Origin of the sequence: Phenylobacterium montanum (genome assembly GCF_018135625.1) — a bacterium.
In the GTDB taxonomy this organism is placed as follows: Bacteria; Pseudomonadota; Alphaproteobacteria; order Caulobacterales; family Caulobacteraceae; genus Poindextera; species Poindextera montana.
Map to the genome: position 1 here is coordinate 2,771,093 of NZ_CP073078.1, position 17,040 is coordinate 2,788,132.

Genomic DNA, 17,040 nt, shown 5'->3' on the forward strand with positions numbered 1-17,040 from the left:
GCGGCTTCCGCTTCGGTCCAAGCCGCCTGAAGGCAATAGAAATGTGGCCCCTATTTAGACCCGCCGGGAAGAGGCATGGCTGGATTGGCCGTCACCGGACGTTATGGCGGCGTGACCGAACCCGCCGGGCGCCGCGGCAAGCCATCGGGCTTCAAGGAGACTGCCCAGCGGATACCCCCGCTGGGCCTGGCTACGGCGCATCCCGCCGTCTTTAGAGGAGACGCCATGCGGGGCTTGTTGTGCAACGGTCTGAGCGCGATAGCCGCGCTCGCCGCCCTGGCTTCGCCGACCGCTGGGCAGACCCATGAGAGCGGCGCCCCATCGCCCGCCATCGAGGCGCGCGTCGCGAGCTTGCTGGGCCAGATGACCCTCGAGGAAAAGCTCACCCTGGTGAACGGCCGCTTTCCCAGGATGATGAAATCGCTGCCCGCCGGTGTCATCCCCTCCGCCGGCTACGTAGCCGGCGTCGCGAGGCTCGGTGTTCCGGAGATGAAGGAGAGCGACGCCAGCCTCGGGGTCGCCAATGCTGGACGCACCGGCGATGACGCGGTCGCCCTGCCCTCCGCCCTGGCCCTCGCCGCCAGCTGGGACGCCGACATGGCTTACGCCGGCGGCGCCATGATCGGCGGCGAAGCCCGACACAAGGGCTTCAATGTCCTGCTCGCCGGCGGGGTCAATCTGGTCCGCGACCCCTTCAACGGACGCAACTTCGAATATCTCGGCGAGGATCCCTTGCTCGCCGGCCGCATGGCGGCGGCCTCGGTTCGCGGCGTGCAGTCCCAACACGTGATCTCGACCGTCAAGCATTTCGTGCTGAATGCGCAGGAAACGGGCCGCCACGTACTCGACGCAAGGATTGGCGAAGCCGCGCTTCGCGAATCCGACCTCTTGGCCTTCGAAATCGCCATCGAGTCGGGCGCCCCCGGCGCGGTCATGTGCGCCTACAACAAGGTCGGCGGCGCCTACGCCTGTGAAAACCCGCACATCTTGACGGACGTCCTGAAGACCGACTGGGGCTGGAAAGGCTTCGTCATGTCCGATTGGGGGGCGGTCCATACGGTCGAGGCCGCCAGGGCCGGGCTGGACCAGGAGTCCGGCCAGGAGCTGGACCAAGAAGCCTATTTCGACGCCCCGCTGCGCGCGGCGCTCGCCGACGGAAGGGTCAGTCTTACGAGACTGAACGACATGGTGGGGCGGATCTTGCGCAGCCAGCTGGCCACGGGCCTGATGGATCCGCTTCCCGCGGCCGGCCCCTACGACAAGGCCGCAGACGCCGCGATTGCCCAGGCCGAGGCGGAGGCCGGCCTTTTGCTGCTCAAGAACGAAGGCGACATCCTGCCGCTTGCCGCCGGCGCCCGGCGTATCGCCGTGATCGGCGGCCATGCCGATGTCGGGGTTCTTTCCGGCGGCGGCTCATCCCAGGTGATCCCCGCCGGGTCGCTCGTACGCGCGCGGCCGGCCGCCTCGCCGGCATGGAGCGAGGGGATCGTCTACCATCCCTCCTCGCCGCTGGCGGCGATCCGCAGCCGTGCGGGAAGCGGCGTCGTACAATTCGATCCGGGCGAGGACATCGCCTCCGCCGCCAGGCTCGCGCGAGACAGCGACGTCGCTGTCGTCTTCGCCGAGCAATGGACCACCGAGGGTGCGGACGCCCCGCTCAGCCTCTCCGATCACCAGGAGGCTCTGATTGGCGCCGTGGCGACCGCCAATCCCAGGACCATCGTCGTACTGGAGAACGGGGGCCCGGTGCTCATGCCCTGGATCGACGCCGCCAAGGCCGTGGTCGAGGCCTGGTATCCCGGCCAGCGCGGCGGGGAAGCGATCGCCCGATTGCTGTTCGGCGAGGTGTCGCCAAAGGGCCGCCTGCCCGTGACGTTCGCCGCAGGTCCCGACCAGCTGGTGCGCCCATCGCCCCCCGGACTTGCCATGGCGACGGCGGAAGGACTGAAACCGGAGGCGCAGGCGCCCTTCGCCGTGAACTATGTCGAAGGGTCTTCTGTGGGCTACCGATGGTTCGCCGAGAAGGATCGAAAGCCGCTGTTTCCGTTCGGCTATGGCCTGTCCTACACCCGCTTTCACTACGGCCGCCTGAAAGCGACGGGCGGATCCGGGGTCACGGTTCAGGTCGAGGTGGCCAATATCGGCCAACGGCCCGGCGTGGCGGTCGCCCAACTCTATCTCGCCAAAAGTCCGGGCCGCACGCAACAGCGGCTCCTGGGCTGGCGACGGGTCGCGCTCAAACCGGGCGAACGGCGCAGGGTCGAGATCACCGCCGAGCCGCGGCTGCTCGCGGACTGGGACGAGGCCGCGCATGACTGGCGGATAAGGCCCGGCGCATACGCCCTTTTCGTCGGCGACAACGCCGATGATCGCGCCGCCACCGCGCAGGCCGTCCTGCGCGGGGCCGAACTCAAGCCGTGACGCATTCGCGAGCAGCAGACTTAGCGTTTCCCATCACCAAATCTGGGCCGACCATGTCCTTTGTGAATCCTGACCGGCGCACCCTCTTCCTCGGCTTGGGGGGCGCCCTGGCGGCGCCTGCATTGGCCCGCGCCCAGGCTGACAGCCCCGTCGCGACCACCGCACGCGGACGCCTTCGTGGACTGCGCGAGCGCGGCGTCTGCGTCTTTCGAGGCATTCCCTATGCCGGCCCAGTGTCAGGTCGAGATCGCCGCTTCAAGGCGCCGCCGCCCGCCCCGTCCTGGACCGGCGTGCGCGACGCAACGCACCTGGGCGCCCCCGCCATTCAGCCTGTGGGCGGGCCCGGCGCCGAACCTCCGCCGTCGGAAGACTGTCTGTTCCTCAATATCTGGACGCCGGCGGCTGACGGGGCCCAGCGCCCGGTCATGTTCTACAGCCACGGGGGCGGTTTCACAGTCGGCTCAGGCGGCCGCGCCTACCAGGACGGCGCGAACCTCGCGCGCGAGCAGGACGTGGTCGTCGTGGCCAGCAACCACCGCCTCGGCCTCTTCGGGTACCTCTATCTCGGTCACCTGCTGGGCCCCGAGTACGAAGGCAATCAGGGCCTCCAGGATCTGGTCGCAGCCTTGGCCTGGGTGAAGGAAAACATCTCCGCGTTCGGGGGCGACCCCGACAATGTGATGATTTTTGGCGAGAGCGGCGGCGGCGGCAAGACCGCCTGCCTCTACGCCATGCCCGGGGCGGCGCCCTACTTCAACAAGGCCTCCATCGAAAGTCCGATCGGCCCGGAAGACCGGACACCCGAGGAAGCGACCGACAGCGCCCGCCGGTTGATGAAGGCCCTGGGCCTGACCGATCCGCGCCAGCTGCTGGATGCGCCGGCCGCCGCCCTTCTTGGCTATCAGACGGGCGGCGACGCCCAGCTCACCCCGGGCGCGCAGAACCGATCGCGGCCGCAGGCCGACGACAGCCGCGCCTTCTGGCCCTTCATCGACGGACGCATCCTGCCCGAGGTCCCGTTCAAGACCGGCGCGCCCCTCGTCTCGGCGGACAAGCCGCTCATCATCGGCGGCTGCCGGGACGAGGCGGTTTTCTTCTTCCTGTTCGGCGACAAGAGCGTCTTCCGCCTGGATGACGCAGGCCTACACGAGCGGCTGAAGAGGGTCCTCGGTCCAGGATCGGACGATTGGACCGCCGCTTTTCGGCGCACGCGACCGACCGCCACGCCATCCCAACTGTTCATGGCCATTTTGACCGCCACGCCCTGGCGTGCGCACGCCGTGCGCATCGCCGAGACCAAGGCGGCCCAGGCTCGGGCCTCAGTCTATTCCTACATTTTGAACTACGCCTCCCCGGCGCGCGTGCCCGGAACGGACTTTGCGATGGGCTCGCCGCACGCCTCGGACATCGCCATGAAATTCGACAATGTCGACGCCGCAGCGCCAGGCGGCGGCTTCGGCGCGGACTCGTCCGAGGCGCGGCGCCGCTGCGCGCGGAACATGAGCACCCTTTGGGGGAGCTTCGCGCACACAGGGCGTCCGGCGGCGCCGGGTCAGCCTGCATGGCCCGCCTACACCTTGCCGGGCCGCGAGACCTTGCTGATCGATGCGGAGTGCCGGGTCGAAAGCGACCCGGAAGGCGAGGAACGCCGCTTCTGGCAAGCAAGGCCGGATGCCGAGCAGATCCGCTACTGAAGGATCCCAAAGATGGACCGCCGCCCCCCCTGCCGCCGCCTTCCGAGCCCGGCCATCGCGCTGTCAATCGCCGCCCTGGCCCCCGCGCTTTGCGTCGGCCGGGCGGAGGCGGCGCAATGGATCGGCTTTCCCGGCCTGACCGGCGCGGCGCCGGAACAAGGCCTCGCGCTGCAGTTCCGCCGAGAGATCGAGCTGAAAGCCCCACCGCAAACCTTGAGGGTCAGGGTCAGCGCCGATAGCCGCTATGTTCTCTATGTCAACGGGCTGCGCGCAGCGGCCGGCCCTGCCCGCGGCGACCTTGGCCATTGGCGGTACGAGACGATCGACATCGCGCCCGACCTGAAGCCCGGCGCCAACGTCATCGCCGCCGAAGTGTGGAGCGACGGCGCCGCTGCACCGCTGGCCCAGGTCACGACCGGCCATACCGCCTTTTGGCTCCAGACCGAACATGGCCTCCTCGGCGAGGCCTTCGACAGCGGGCCGGGCTGGCGCGTGCGGGTCGACCCGTCGCGCTCGGTCTCGCCAGCGCGCGCCCAGCTGCGCCAGGAGCACGTGCCTGGATTCTATGCCGCCGGAGCGCCGGAGACGCTGGACGCAAAGCTCGAAGCGACGGACTGGAACGCCTCGGCCAGCGGCGCGCCGGGATGGACGCAGGCTGCGCCAGCCAACGATGGCCAGCCGCCATCCGTCACCTTGCAAGCCGATGCCTTACCGTCGCAATTGTTGGAACCCATCGCCGGCGGTCGTCTCGTGCGCGCCGTGGGCGTGGAGGGCGGCGCCTTTCCCCAAGGGCCGGTGCTCGTTCCCGCGCATGCGGAAGCCAAACTGCTGATCGACGCCGGCCGGGTCCAGTCCGCTTATCCCTTATTGCTGACCTCAGGCGGCGCGGGCGCCACCGTTTCCCTGACCTATGCCGAAGCGCTCTACGATCCGGCCAATCCGCTCTTCGCCGAGGCGATGGCCAAGGAACCGGGAGAGGGCCCCGAACTTCTTCCCCGCTTCTTCGATCGCGCCACTGTCGACCACGGCGTCGCCTTAGGCCTGACCGACACCGTCAAGCCCGACGGCGATGATCATCACCGTTTCTCGCCCTTCTGGTGGCGCACCTGGCGGTTCGTCGAGATCAGCGTCAAGACCGGCGACCAGCCCCTGACGCTGGACTCGTTCCAGGCGCTGGAGACCCGCTACCCGTTCGCCCAAACAGGCCGGTTCGTCAGCAGTGACGACGAGCTCAACCGCGTCTGGCGCATCGGATGGGACACCGCCCGTCTCGACGCGCACGAAACCTATATGGACACCGCCTACTGGGAGCAGCTGCAATACATCGGCGACACGCGCCTGCAGATGCTGATCTCCTACGCGGTGTCGGGCGATCCCCGGCTCGCGGTTCAGGCCCTTGATGCGTTCGACGCTTCCAGTGTGGTGGAGGGCATTCCCCAGTCCGCCTATCCCTCCACCAGCAAGAACCTCATTCCGCCATTCGCCCTGCTCTGGATCGACAGCCTGCACGACTACTGGATGCGGCAGCCGGACCGCGCGGTGCTCAAGCGGACCCTGCCCGGCGCGCGCGCGGTGCTCGACTGGTATGCGCCCTATCTGCGCGAGGCGGGCGTGCTGCGCATGACGCCGGGCTGGCTGTTCGTCGATTGGCGACCCACGCTGTCGGAAATGAACCCGCGCCACGAGGCGCGCCCGGACAGCTGCGTCATCACCCTGATGTACTATGGCGCTCTGCGGGACGCCGCCGACCTCGAGACGGCCGTCGGCAGCCGTCGCAAGGCGCGGGAGGACCAGAACCAGGCCGCCAAGGTGCGGACCGGCCTGCTCTCCCAATGCTGGTCGGACGAGCGCGGCCTGTTCGCCGACGCGCCGGCCAAGACCCGCTTCAGCCAGCACGCCAACGCCCTGGCCGTGCTCTATGACCTGGTCCCCAGGGCGCGCCAGCGGGAGGTTCTGGACCGCATCACAACGCGCGCCGGCGCACTGCAAGCGCCCGACGGGATCATTCCGGTCACCTACTATTTCGCCTTCTACCTGGCCGAGGCCTTCGATCACGCCGGTCTCGCCGACCGCTATCTCGGCATGCTCCAGCCCTGGCGCGAGATGGTTCGGCGCGGCTTCACCACCTATCCCGAGAACCCTGATCCATCGCGCTCCGACAGCCATGCCTGGAGCGCTCACCCGACCGCCGGCCTTTTGACCTACGTCGCCGGCATCCATCCCGCCGCGCCGGGATTTGCGCGGGTGAGGATCGAGCCTCATCTCGGCCCCCTGACCCGCCTCGACGCGGCTGCGGCCCATCCGCTCGGCCTGATCGAGACCTTGTACGTCTTAGGCGAGCACGGCGGCTCGGCCACGATCACCTTGCCTGCAGGCCTCGGTGGGGATTTCGTCTGGAAAGGGCGTCGGCGGCCCCTGCACGGCGGGCGCAACCGCTTCGGCCTCGATTGAAGCGCCGATGAACAAGGCTCGTGCGCCGCATCCGACGCTGCTCCTCGTGGTTTGCTGCTGGGCGGCGTTGGCCGAAGGGTTCAACCTTCAGGCGGCTGGGGTGACGTTGCCGATCCTGGCGCCGCTGTTCAAACTGAGCTCCGGCGATGGGCGCGGCGTCCTGGGCGGCTTTCTATCCACCAAGAGCCTCTTCTTAAGCTCGAGCACCTTTGGCCTGCTTTTCGGAGCACTGGTCGGCGGCCGCGCGGCGGATCTCATTGGACGCGGGCGCGTGGCCTCGGCTTCGGTGACGCTGCTCGCGGTGTTTTCCGCGGCCACCGCCTTGTGCGGCGATGCGAGCAGCCTGCTCTGGTGCCGGTTCCTGGCCGGTCTCGGCCTCGGCGGAGCCTTGCCCAATCTGATCGCGATGGTCTCCGAAGCCGCCGGCGCGGGCCGGCGCAATACGGCCATGGGCTTCCTCTACGCCAGCCTGCCCATGGGCGGCGTCAGCGTCAGCCTGCTCAGCTATCTCTTTGGCGACCAGGCCCACTGGCGGCTCATCTACCTGGTCGGCGGCGCCGTCCCCCTGATCGCCGCGCCGGCGCTTCTGCGCCTTGGCCCGCCACGGCCGGAAGGCGCGAGCGCCGGGCGCGCCATGGCGGTTGGCCAGGTCCTGTTTGGTCCGCGCGCCAGGCGAACCCTGGTCCTCTGGCTTGCCTTCTTCTGCGCGCTGATCGCGCAGTATGTTCTGCTCGGCTGGATGCCGTCACTGCTGGTGGCGAAGGGCTTCAGCCATCCGCAGGCGGCGCTGGCCCAGCTCGCCTTCAACCTCTTGGGTGCGATCGGCAGCGCAGCGACCGGGGCCTTGTCCGACCGCGCCGGACGAAAGCGCATCGTCGCGATCACTTTCATCGCCGCAATCGTCGCCCTGGTCCTGGTGTCGCTGGCTCCGCCAGCCTTCGCGCTCTCGATCGGCCTGAGCGCCCTGCTCGGCTGGGCGGTCTCTGGCAGTCAGACCCTCGTCTACGCCGTTGCGCCGACCGTCTATCCGGCGGAGGCGCGCGGGGCCGGCGTCGGCTTCGCCGTGGCGGTGGGCCGGGTCGGCGCAGCGCTGGGTCCGCTGGTCGCCGGCGCGATGCTTGCGACGGGCGGCGGGCCGACATCCGTATTGGGTCTTCTCGCGGCGCTGATGGCCTTGGCAGGCGCTGCAGCCCTGTGGCTTTGCAGCGCGGAACGCTGAGAGGCCGAGCCGGCAGGCGAGCGCTCGATCGGGATCGCCTCCTGAAGGAGCCGAGCCATGCATGGCGGCTCACCACCTACAGCTGCGCCAATGACGCATGATCTGTCGGCTCACCGGCTTGGCTGCGCAATACATCCGCTGGCGCCCCCGCTCAATGCAATAAGCGCAAAAAGCCCCCGCCACCGAGGTGGCGAGGGCAAAGTCCTAAAGAGGAAGGTGCGGTCAGTACTTTGCTGAGAGCGTCAGGAAATAGGACCGGGCCTGGGACGGCACGATCGGATAGAGCGCTCGCGGGTTATAGGCGGCGGGCGTCAGCCCCTGGCGGTTGAGGCTGGCCAGGAAGCCGGTGCTCGACCAGGACATCACCCCGACCTCGTCGAACACGTTGTTCACGTTGAACTGAAGCTTGATGTTCTTGGTCACGTTCCAGGCGGCGCCCAGGTCGACGGTGGTGAAGGCGGGCAGATAGAAGGCGTCCGCGGCGTTCGCGGCGCGCTTGCCCAGATAAGTCACCTCGCCGAACAGCTTGACGTCAGGCAGCGCGTTCCAGTCGAAGCCGGCGCGGGTGATGATCTTGGGGTTGTTGTCGGCGTCTCCGGACTTGATCAACGTCTTGACGTCATCGCTGCCGTCGCCCTTCGGCCCCTGCGTCCAATTGTAGAACTTGCTCGCCTTCGGCTCCTGCAGGGTCAGGTTGCCGTGAACGTTGAAGGAAGAGGTGATCCGAGCGGCGCCGGCGACTTCGACACCATAGGTCGTGATCTGGCCCTGGAAGGCAGGTTCGACATATTGCTGGCCGATCAATGGGCCCGATGTGTAGTTGAACACGGCGGGCACGTTCACGTTTTCAAGCAGGCTGTAGAAGGGGAACAGCTGAAGGCTGATCCCACTGCGGCTGTATTTGATCCCGATTTCGGCCTGGCGAATCTTTTGCGGCGCGTCGAATTCGGTCGCAATCCGACCGGGCGTGTTGATGGCCTCGATGCCGCCGAAGTCCGGCGCCTTGCTGCCCTCGGTATAGCGGACATAGGTCGCAAGATCGCTGGTCAGGTCATAGTCGACCGCCAACGAATAGTTGAAGTAGTCGTAGTCCCGCTTGGTTCGATAGATCGGGCCCGGGGTCGACACGCCGTTGTCGTAGAGCGTCAATGGATTGCCATCGGCGCCACCGCTGGAATTGAGCTGCGGAACTGCGCCAAACGGGGACGAAGTCCAGGACTGATTGAAAATATCGTACTTGATCGACTCCCAGCGGCCTCCAGCCTCCAGCGTCAGCTTGTCGTTCACCTTCCAGCTGTCGCCGAAGAAGACCGAATACAGCTCCTGATTGCCATGATAGCCGTCAACGGCCGGCTGGCCATAGGCGCCAAAGCCGGTCGGGTCAGTCACCTGATAAACCGTGCTGCCGCCGGCCGGCGTGTAGGTCTCCGTCATCATCTGGGGCTTTGGCGTCAGGGTCATCAGGCCGATGCCGGGGCTGCCGCTGGCGTTCGTGGAAAGCCTGGCGAGCGCGACATAGGCGCCGAGCGCGAGGTGGTGCTGGCCCAAATCCTTGGTGACGGTGAACTGGTCGACAAACTGGTCCGAATAGGAGTTCTGCACGTCGCCGAAGCCGACGTAGGCGCCGATATTGCCCGGCAGGTTGCTGCCGGTCAGGATTCCCTGGTTTGGAAGATTGTTGCTGTTGACCGTGTAGTTGCCGGGGGCGAACGCGTTGCCCTGAGATGTTATCGACGCCAGCAACTTACCGCCCTGGTAGTAGTTGAAGGCGCCCGGCGCAAAAGCGGTTCCCATGATGATGTTGACGATGGGATCTTCCAGCGACACCACAGAAAGCACCGCCCCGGAGTTCCACTGAGACCGGTTGTGCGAGTAGCGCATCTTGTTCTCGATGTGGAAGCCGTCGGAGAACTCGTGCTTCCACGTCGCGCCGAAAGCGAGCGACTTCGAATGGACCAGATCGGATGGGTTCCAGCATCCACGACCGCCGCCGACGCGCGGGAAGCAGTGGCTGGCGTTGGCAGGTTGCAGGTCTGAGGTCGTGTTACTGAACCCCGGCGCGATCGTCTTGCCGCCGAACGCCGGCGTGAACTCGTTCCAATCGTTGGAATCGTCGAGGTATTTGGCGGTCAGCAGCACCGAGCCTTGCGAATAGTTCCAAAGCAGGTTGGCCTTGACCTGACCGCCCTTGTTCAGCGCGTAGCCGGCGTCATGGGTGCCGTCGTCGGTGCGATAAAAGCCGCCGATCGAATAATAGAGGTTGTCCATCGCCTTGCCGCCGACATAGGCGTCGACGCGGTAATAGGGCAGGCTTCCATCGCCTTGCAGACCGTACTTGGCGGCCAGTTCGACGCCGGGGTCGCTGCGGCCGTTCTTGGAGATATAGTTGAAGATGCCGCCGGGGGCGTTGGGGCCGGTGATCGCCGCCGTGCCGCCGCGCAGGCCTTCCAGGCGGCTCAAGGTGATGTCCGGCCGCAGGTAGTAGTCAGGACCGTAGTTCGACGCCGTGATCAGGTCGACCGGAAGCCCGTCTTCCTGCAGCGACACGTAGTAGTAGCCGCCGGCGCCGTCGAGCGAGTTAGCGGAAATGCCCCGCGAAAACACGACGTTGCGGATCTCGCCGAGCGAGGAATTGACAAACACGCCCGGCACGTTCTTCAGCAGATCCGCGGCCGATACCGCGTTCTGCTCGGAGAGTTGGGACGTCGTCACCACATTGATCGAAATCGGAGCGGCTTCGATCCTCTTGGCGCTGAAGACGCCGGTGACCACCACCTCCCCAATCGCCTGAGAACTCGGGCCAGCTTGATCGGCCGACGGCGGCGGTTGCTGCGCAGACGGCGCCGTCTGCCCAAACGCCTGGCCGGCCATCAGACCGGCCGCCAGAATCGTGGATTGCAAAAGAAGGCGTCGCTTCATGTTTCCCCTCCCACCTATGTGGTCCCCGCCGTCAGTTGGCGCGGTTGTGTCTGATGATTGTTGAATCAAAGTGATCTAAAGTCAACATTTTTTGATTGCTTTAGGCCATTCGTGAGAGGTTTCAGTCACGTCAAGGCGCAGATCGGCGAGCGCCGTCGCAGCGCCTGATGAAGGTAGATCGAAAACCCTGCCGATTCGCTCAAATCCCATCACGGGCCGGGCGTCACGGTGGTCTGGCGAATGCGCGTCCCGAGCCATGGCCGCTTCGTCGCCGCCAGGCGTCCTCGCGCTCCTGCTCGATCGAAGACGCAACTGGGCTCATGATGGACGCTCCTGGGGAGCAGCCTGCCGGCGAGCCTTGAACTTGAACGCCACCTGGACACCGGCGGCCAGTTGGTCCGTCGACGCCCAATCACCCGAGCCGACGGCGAATGTCGTGCGGTCGAGTGTCGTGACGCCGGACACGGAGGCCTCCTCGCCCCTGATATTCAGCGTGAAGTCGAGAACAACCGGACGGGAAACGCCGTGAAGAGAGAGCGCGCCGGCGGCGGAGTACCGGTCACCGCCAACCCGCTTGATGCTTCTTGAGCGAAATATGGCTTCGGCGCTATCGGCGACAGCCAGAAAATTCGGGCCCACCAGCATTGCATCGCGCTCAGCATCGTCCGTGGATCCGGACGCCAGATCGACACGAACCGCAATGCGGCTGGCCGGGAGATTTTCAGGACTGAAGCGTATATCGCCGGCCCACTTTGCGAACCGGCCTTCCACCGGTGCGCCGTTAAGCCTTGCGGTAAAGCCGAGCTGGCCACCCTCTTCGACTGTCCAGGCGGCGACTGGCGCCGGGCTCGGATCGTCTGCGGCCAATTGCGCACCGGCGCGGGAGGAATTCGTCTGGCTTCGACCGAACGACGGCGCATCGGCTGTCCGAGGCGCTGGCGCGGCTGGGGCGGGACCGGCCGCCAACGCCGCGCGCTGTATTGCAGGGGCAGAGGGGCGACTGAAGACCAACCATGGCCCCGCGAACACCGCCGATAGGGTCAGGGTTGCTAGAGCGGCCACCGTCAATGCGGCCCTGTCCTCGCCCGCCGCAGTGGAAATCCCGGGCGCCATTCGGCCGATCACACCGCCGGACGCTGTTGCGAGATGGTGACGCACGGCGCCGGCCAGGTGCAGAACGATCAAGCCGGCTCCCACGAAGGCGAGCATAGTATGAGCCGCCTCCGCGGGGCCGCGCCAAGCCTGGTCCAAAGGCAGATGCGGCCAAGGTAAAAGTCCGAACAGACGCGTCGGAACCTTGACCCGCGCGGTGGACACCAGCGCCCACCCCGTGAGCGGCCCGGCGATCATGAACCCGTAGAGCGCGGCGTGCACGCCGCGGGCCGCCAGCCTGGTCGCAACGGAACCCGCCGGCGGATCCGGCTTTTTCAGCTTCAGCCGAGCCGCAAGCCGCAGGAGCGAGAGCATCAGGATCGAAATCCCGAGGCTCTTGTGCAGCTGAAAGGCGGCGAACATGACGCTCCCGGCCGTCAAGCCGACCATGCGCCAGCCAAGGCCGAGCTGAAGCGCCAAGAGCAGCGCTATGATCCAATGCAGCGCGATGGCGATCGGCGAATAGCGCTCGGGAGTCATAAAATGCCGCCGGCCTACTTCTTCGCGAATTCGGCGTCGATCGCGACATCGACGGTGTCACCCACGGCGGGAAGGAAGGTCTTCATGCCGAAGTCGGAGCGCTTGAATTGCAGGTGCGCCGAAAAGCCCGCCCGGCGATCATTCATCATCCCCAGGCCCGAGCCGACCAGGGCGACATCCATCGAGACCGGCCGGGTGACGCCCAAAAGGGTCAGTTGGCCGTCAACACGCGCATGGCTCGCATCGAGCGGCGTCAGGGCGTTTGCGGTGTACTGGGCCGTCGGAAAGGCTGCGACATTGAAGAAGGCGGGGGACTTCAAATCTCTGTCCCGCTCCGGCCAATCCGTCGTCAGCGAAGCGGTCTCGACCGTGACGTCGAGTTGGGACGCCTGCGGATGCAGAGGATCATAGACGAACCTGGCCGAAACCTTTGGAAAGCGGACCGTGGTGGTGGAAAAGCCGAGATGGTTGACCCGCGCCGCGACCGAGGCATGGCTCGGGTCGAGTTCATAGGCTCCCGCCGGTATTTTGGCGGCGTCGGTCGTCTCGACGCCGGCCGCCGCGCTCTGCGCGATCAGGGCGGCGGCAGCGCCAATGACGCTTAGGTACAGGGGTCTAGGCACGCTCATTTCTCCTGCCCTGCAAGGCAAGGCGCTGATGCAAAAAATCTGGGATCCGGCGCCGGCGATGGTCAGGGCCACTTCATCTCGCCCTTGGCGACCTTGGCGCTCATCTCCAGGACCGGTTCGCCGGGAAGGCTCGGGTAGCGGGACTTCATGGCCGCGATCAGCAATGCTGCGTCCGAGGCGCGGGCGGCTTCTTCGTCGAAGGCCTGGACATAGTCCCGCGTGAACTTGACCGATTGAACCGACAAGGCGTTTGCGTCGTCGGCGCCGGGGATGAAGTGTCCGGGCACGACCCGGCGGGGCTTCAGGGCGATGATCCGGTCCAGTTCAGCGATCCAGGCCTTGCGGGCGCTGGGCGTCTGGGTGTCGGCCATCCAGACGTGGCTGCCCGCGAATACGACCACGCCGCCGACAATGGTCCGTTCAGATGGAATCCAGAGGGCGGTCCGGTCAGGCGAAGGTCCGTCGAGCCCCACGATCTTCACCACCTCGCCATCGATGCGCAGGCTTTCGCCCGCGATCGCCTGCGGCACGATCAGCGCCCTGGGCGCCTGATCCTTCAGCATCGGACCCCAATAGGCCAGCTTGGCGTCCTTGTTGGCGCGAATGGCGGAGACGGTCTGGGGCGTGGCGAGCACCTTCACGCCGGGAAAGGCCGCCGTGACCGTGTCGAGCCCGAAGTAGAAGTCTGGATCGCTTTGACTGATATAGATGGCGGTCAGGATCTTGCCGGTAGCCTTGAGACGGTCGACCAGGGCCTCGGCGTCGCTGCGCCGGAACTGGGCGTCGACCAGCAGGACTTCCGACTTTCCCGAAATGATCTCGGATGAGACGGGAAAGGCGCCCTTTTCACCGGGATTGTAGATTTCCACCTTCAGCGGGGCGGCCTTGACCTGGGCCGCTCCGGCAAGCGCGGTCAGACAGAGCGCGATCGACGCGCCGACCCGAGAGAAGAAGAGTGTCAGTCCCACCTGAACCGCCCAGCGCTTGGCCCAAGGACGCAGCTGCGCGCCCTTGCGGCCGACCCTATGCCGCTGATGGCGGCCCGAGCTCGGCGGTTAGAGGCAACTGGAACCGGAAAAAAGGAGGCACAATTGGCAGACTAGGCGGCCCGCTCGTCCCTTCGCTGTAGAAGGTCGAGGCCGGCGTTCTGTCCATGGGCCGCCGCCTGGCCGTCGCCTTGGGCGAGAGCCAGCAGCAGCTGATGGCAGATCTCCAGCAATGCCTCGCCATTCTGCCGTGAGAGGTCGCGGCCCGGAGCGTGGGCCCGGACGTTGTAGCCGGCGAAGCAACAGCCGAAGGCATGCAAGACTGGATTGCCGGCGGCTTCATAGATTTCGCGTTGCAGCCGCAACCAAGTGAAATGGCCGTTTTCGACTGGAACAACCCGAACAAGCTGCGCCTCGCGCGACCAGCGCTCCCGGTCATTCGCAGAGGCCGCAGCCTCCAGAGCCGCGAGCCCATTGAGCCGGCGCGACGCCGCGCTGACATCTCGCCCGCTGGCGCCCGATCCGGCGATATGGGCATGCAGGAGGGGGACGACCGCCGCCGTGCCTGGCGTGCGCAAGGTAATGCCCCCGGCGCGCCCGCGCCGACTTTCCACCACCTGGGCGTCCTCCAGCATCCGGATCGCCTCCACCATAACCCCGTGGCTGGCATGGTAGCGATCGCAGAGCTGCTGGATGGCCCCCAGCCATTCTCGATTACGGCAGCGAGCGAATGTGATGTCGACAGCGATCCGGCGGGCAAGCTGACTCGCCAGATTGGAAGAACGGACCGCGCCGACGCGCCGGATCCCGGACTGCGGCCAGGGCAGGTCCGTCGCTCGAGCCTGGCGCTGGGCGACACACTCCGCCGCGATCTGCGCCGCCGAGCGCGCGCTCCCCTCGGCGATCGCCCGCCAAAGCGCCTCGCGCGCCGAGCTTGAGCTTTCGTCCGTCCCGCCAGGAAACTGATCCAGGCACTCAAGCAGCAAGGAGAGGCACGGGTCTCCGCTCGCGTCAGACAAGGAACGGGCGAGGCGTCCTTGATCGGCGGCCGCGGCGGCGGCCATCGGCTCGAACCAGGCTCGCATTTTCCAGACGTCGGCCGCCGTGGCTCCGGTCCAGCGAAGATTGTCAGCTAACAGTTCCGCCGCCTGCCGTCGGCTCGGCGGAAGCACCACCAACCCGCCCCCTGGCCCGCGCCTCATCTGGCACACGCCCCGGCCTTCCAGGATTCGCAACGCCTGCCGCAATCGCGGAACGGCCGCATCGAAATTGCTCGCCAGCACCCGCTCAGGACCAAACACCTGGCCCGACGGCCACCCCTGATCCACCAACGCGTCTTCGAGCGCGCTGGCGATCGACGGACCGGCGCGCTCGTCCTCGCGCCCGAGATCGGCCACAGCCGCATATTCCTGAACCGCTCGCCGATGTCGCATCCGACCACTGGGCGTCAAATTGCGTGCGGCGGACATAGCCCTGGCGTCTATGTCGTTTCTCCCGTTGGCAGCAGCGCTGCTTGCATCGTCTTAAACCGATCGCCGGAAAAGGCTCTGGCTGCGACGCCCTTCGCCCTGCGTTCTGCGATATCTACTGACAGGGATGACCGCAGTGAAGCAACAGGCTGGCGTCTCTGTCAACGATGGAGCTCGGCACCGGGCAGGCCCGCCCTAAACGACGACGGGCGGCTGGATGTCATCCTACGCCACGTGCACAATGTTACCGCCATGCGGCGTCAGCGATCCCCAGCTCGATTCGAGTGCGCCAAAGTCGCCGAATGGCTGTGGGCCACTCACCCTCTTCGGCGCTCAATACTCCATCCTCAGTCGACACGCCGACGTCGGCGCTTGCCTGCCGCCCCGCCCGAACCCAATGTCGGCAATGGAGAAGCTGGCCCTGCTGTAGGCCCGCCCGCCCTAACGACAGCAACTGGCGAGCCCCGGCCAGCCTGGCGAACGGCGAGTTGCCGCTCTGATGGAGCCGACGAGCCTTCCCTGACAGTTCCCGCTTACCCGACGCTCAGCATCTCTACCCTGGCGGTTCAGAACGCCGCCGTCGCCTGCTGATGGTCGAGCTTGGCGCTGCGTTCAAGAGGGCTCCGGCGTCGTAGCAGGAACACGATCGAGACCAGGGGAACGCCGAATCCGATCCGCCAGGGGTCGAGAAGGCCACCCTTGAGCGCGAAGGCGCCCAGGAGTTGAATATTTATCAGTTGGAAGCCGACGCCGCCGCTGGACCAGTCGACCCAGATCTGGCCGTAGCCGAACAGGCAGCCGACCACCCACAACCATTTGCGGCGAATGCCGGGGGTTCGGAACAGGACGACTTCGGATGCCACGATCGTGGCGAACGAAGCCGCGGCCAGGAGCAGGAAGGCATACTGGGTCAGACTCCGCCCGGCCAAGGTGAACGCGTTCAGCCGCTCGGCGGCCACGTAGAGCGGATTGATATAGAGGGTATTGACGATCGCAGATCCGCCTTGGCGGATGATTTCGAAGCGGATCAGGGCGCGGCGCTGACCCTGATCGACCTCGTAGGCCAGATAACTGTCGCGCCAACGCTGACCGCTGCTGTTGGCGACCGCCCTGAAACTGGCATCCACTATGCGGCTGGAGGCTCCAGGTCCCGACGGCGTCATGGCATGCAGCTTCGGCAGCATCGGTGTGAACTGGGCGCGAAGCTGAGGATTCAGCCGATTCAGAATGTCGGCATCGCCTGTGGCGCCCGCCTGCAGATCGCCGATCAGGGTGGCGCAGACTGCGCGGTCCTCGGCCGAAGTGAAGGTCTCCGGCAGCTTCTTGCTCGCGCACGCGGCAAGGGTTAGGCCCGCGCATATCAGCGTCGCCAGCGCGAGCGCGCCCCTAACGAAGGATTTCACGCAATACCCCCGAAACCAAACTCCAAGCCGAACTTGTAAGACAGCCGGCGCAGCGTCAACTCGAAGGCGATTAGCAAGGCTCATGCCCCACTCCACATTCGACCTGCCACAGCATCGCGCTGCCTCCCCTACCGATCGCAATGTCAGCTATTGGAGGCTGGCACCGGCGTGTGCCGGCGACTTGGGAAGACAGCAATTGGCGATGAGCCGTTCCACG

10 protein-coding genes are annotated in these 17,040 nt (G+C 66.4%); 4 read left to right on the top strand and 6 right to left on the bottom strand.

The window, feature by feature from the left end; translation table 11 throughout:
* Window positions 1-75 precede the first annotated feature (75 nt).
* The 4 genes from KCG34_RS12475 to KCG34_RS12490 are packed head-to-tail and all read left to right on the top strand — an operon-like array spanning window position 76 to window position 7,785.
* Window positions 76-2,421, top strand: coding sequence for a beta-glucosidase family protein (locus KCG34_RS12475; RefSeq protein WP_249138323.1), 2,346 nt, complete (start codon window positions 76-78; stop codon window positions 2,419-2,421).
* A gap of 53 nt (window positions 2,422-2,474) precedes the next feature.
* Window positions 2,475-4,115 (top strand): carboxylesterase/lipase family protein, encoded by a 1,641-nt coding sequence (locus tag KCG34_RS12480; protein WP_211940666.1) that lies wholly within the window; start codon window positions 2,475-2,477, stop codon window positions 4,113-4,115.
* Window positions 4,116-4,127: 12 nt separating this feature from the next.
* The gene (locus tag KCG34_RS12485) at window positions 4,128-6,566 is read left to right on the top strand and encodes an alpha-L-rhamnosidase-related protein (RefSeq protein ID WP_211940667.1); all 2,439 of its coding nucleotides are present in this window, start codon (window positions 4,128-4,130) and stop codon (window positions 6,564-6,566) included.
* Window positions 6,567-6,573: 7 nt separating this feature from the next.
* Window positions 6,574-7,785 carry an MFS transporter gene (locus KCG34_RS12490; protein WP_211935978.1) on the top strand — a complete coding sequence of 404 codons (1,212 nt, stop codon included), beginning with the start codon at window positions 6,574-6,576 and terminating at the stop codon, window positions 7,783-7,785.
* Window positions 7,786-8,007: 222 nt separating this feature from the next.
* On the opposite strand, the gene KCG34_RS12495 is transcribed toward KCG34_RS12490, so the two are convergent.
* The 6 genes from KCG34_RS12495 to KCG34_RS12520 all read right to left on the bottom strand — a co-directional run bounded on the left by KCG34_RS12495 (window position 8,008) and on the right by KCG34_RS12520 (window position 16,823).
* Entirely contained in the window at window positions 8,008-10,704 is a 2,697-nt protein-coding gene (locus tag KCG34_RS12495; RefSeq protein ID WP_211935979.1) for a TonB-dependent receptor, read from the bottom strand.
* Window positions 10,705-11,022: 318 nt separating this feature from the next.
* On the bottom strand, window positions 11,023-12,336 hold the full coding sequence (locus tag KCG34_RS12500) for a YceI family protein (RefSeq protein ID WP_211935980.1): 1,314 nt from the start codon (window positions 12,334-12,336) through the stop codon (window positions 11,023-11,025).
* A 14-nt stretch (window positions 12,337-12,350) separates the two neighbouring features.
* Entirely contained in the window at window positions 12,351-13,037 is a 687-nt protein-coding gene (locus KCG34_RS12505; RefSeq protein ID WP_211935981.1) for a YceI family protein, read from the bottom strand.
* Window positions 13,028-13,933: an MBL fold metallo-hydrolase gene (locus tag KCG34_RS12510; protein ID WP_249138010.1), complete on the bottom strand. Its 906-nt coding sequence runs from the start codon at window positions 13,931-13,933 to the stop codon at window positions 13,028-13,030. Before KCG34_RS12510 ends, KCG34_RS12505 begins: the two co-directional genes overlap by 10 nt.
* Window positions 13,934-14,064: 131 nt before the next feature.
* Complete coding sequence (locus KCG34_RS12515; protein ID WP_211935982.1) at window positions 14,065-15,348, bottom strand: Rrf2 family transcriptional regulator; 1,284 nt, start codon at window positions 15,346-15,348, stop codon at window positions 14,065-14,067.
* 638 nt (window positions 15,349-15,986) lie between these two features.
* Window positions 15,987-16,823 (bottom strand): hypothetical protein, encoded by an 837-nt coding sequence (locus KCG34_RS12520; protein WP_211935983.1) that lies wholly within the window; start codon window positions 16,821-16,823, stop codon window positions 15,987-15,989.
* Between the last annotated feature and the right edge of the window lie 217 nt (window positions 16,824-17,040).

Coding starts and splice junctions, on each gene's coding strand:
- KCG34_RS12480 (WP_211940666.1), top strand. CDS start 2,475: ATGTCCTTTGTGAATCCTGACCGGCGCACCCTCTTCCTCGGCTTGGGG.
- KCG34_RS12495 (WP_211935979.1), bottom strand. CDS start 10,704: ATGAAGCGACGCCTTCTTTTGCAATCCACGATTCTGGCGGCCGGTCTG.
- KCG34_RS12490 (WP_211935978.1), top strand. CDS start 6,574: ATGAACAAGGCTCGTGCGCCGCATCCGACGCTGCTCCTCGTGGTTTGC.
- KCG34_RS12475 (WP_249138323.1), top strand. CDS start 76: ATGGCTGGATTGGCCGTCACCGGACGTTATGGCGGCGTGACCGAACCC.
- KCG34_RS12485 (WP_211940667.1), top strand. CDS start 4,128: ATGGACCGCCGCCCCCCCTGCCGCCGCCTTCCGAGCCCGGCCATCGCG.
- KCG34_RS12500 (WP_211935980.1), bottom strand. CDS start 12,336: ATGACTCCCGAGCGCTATTCGCCGATCGCCATCGCGCTGCATTGGATC.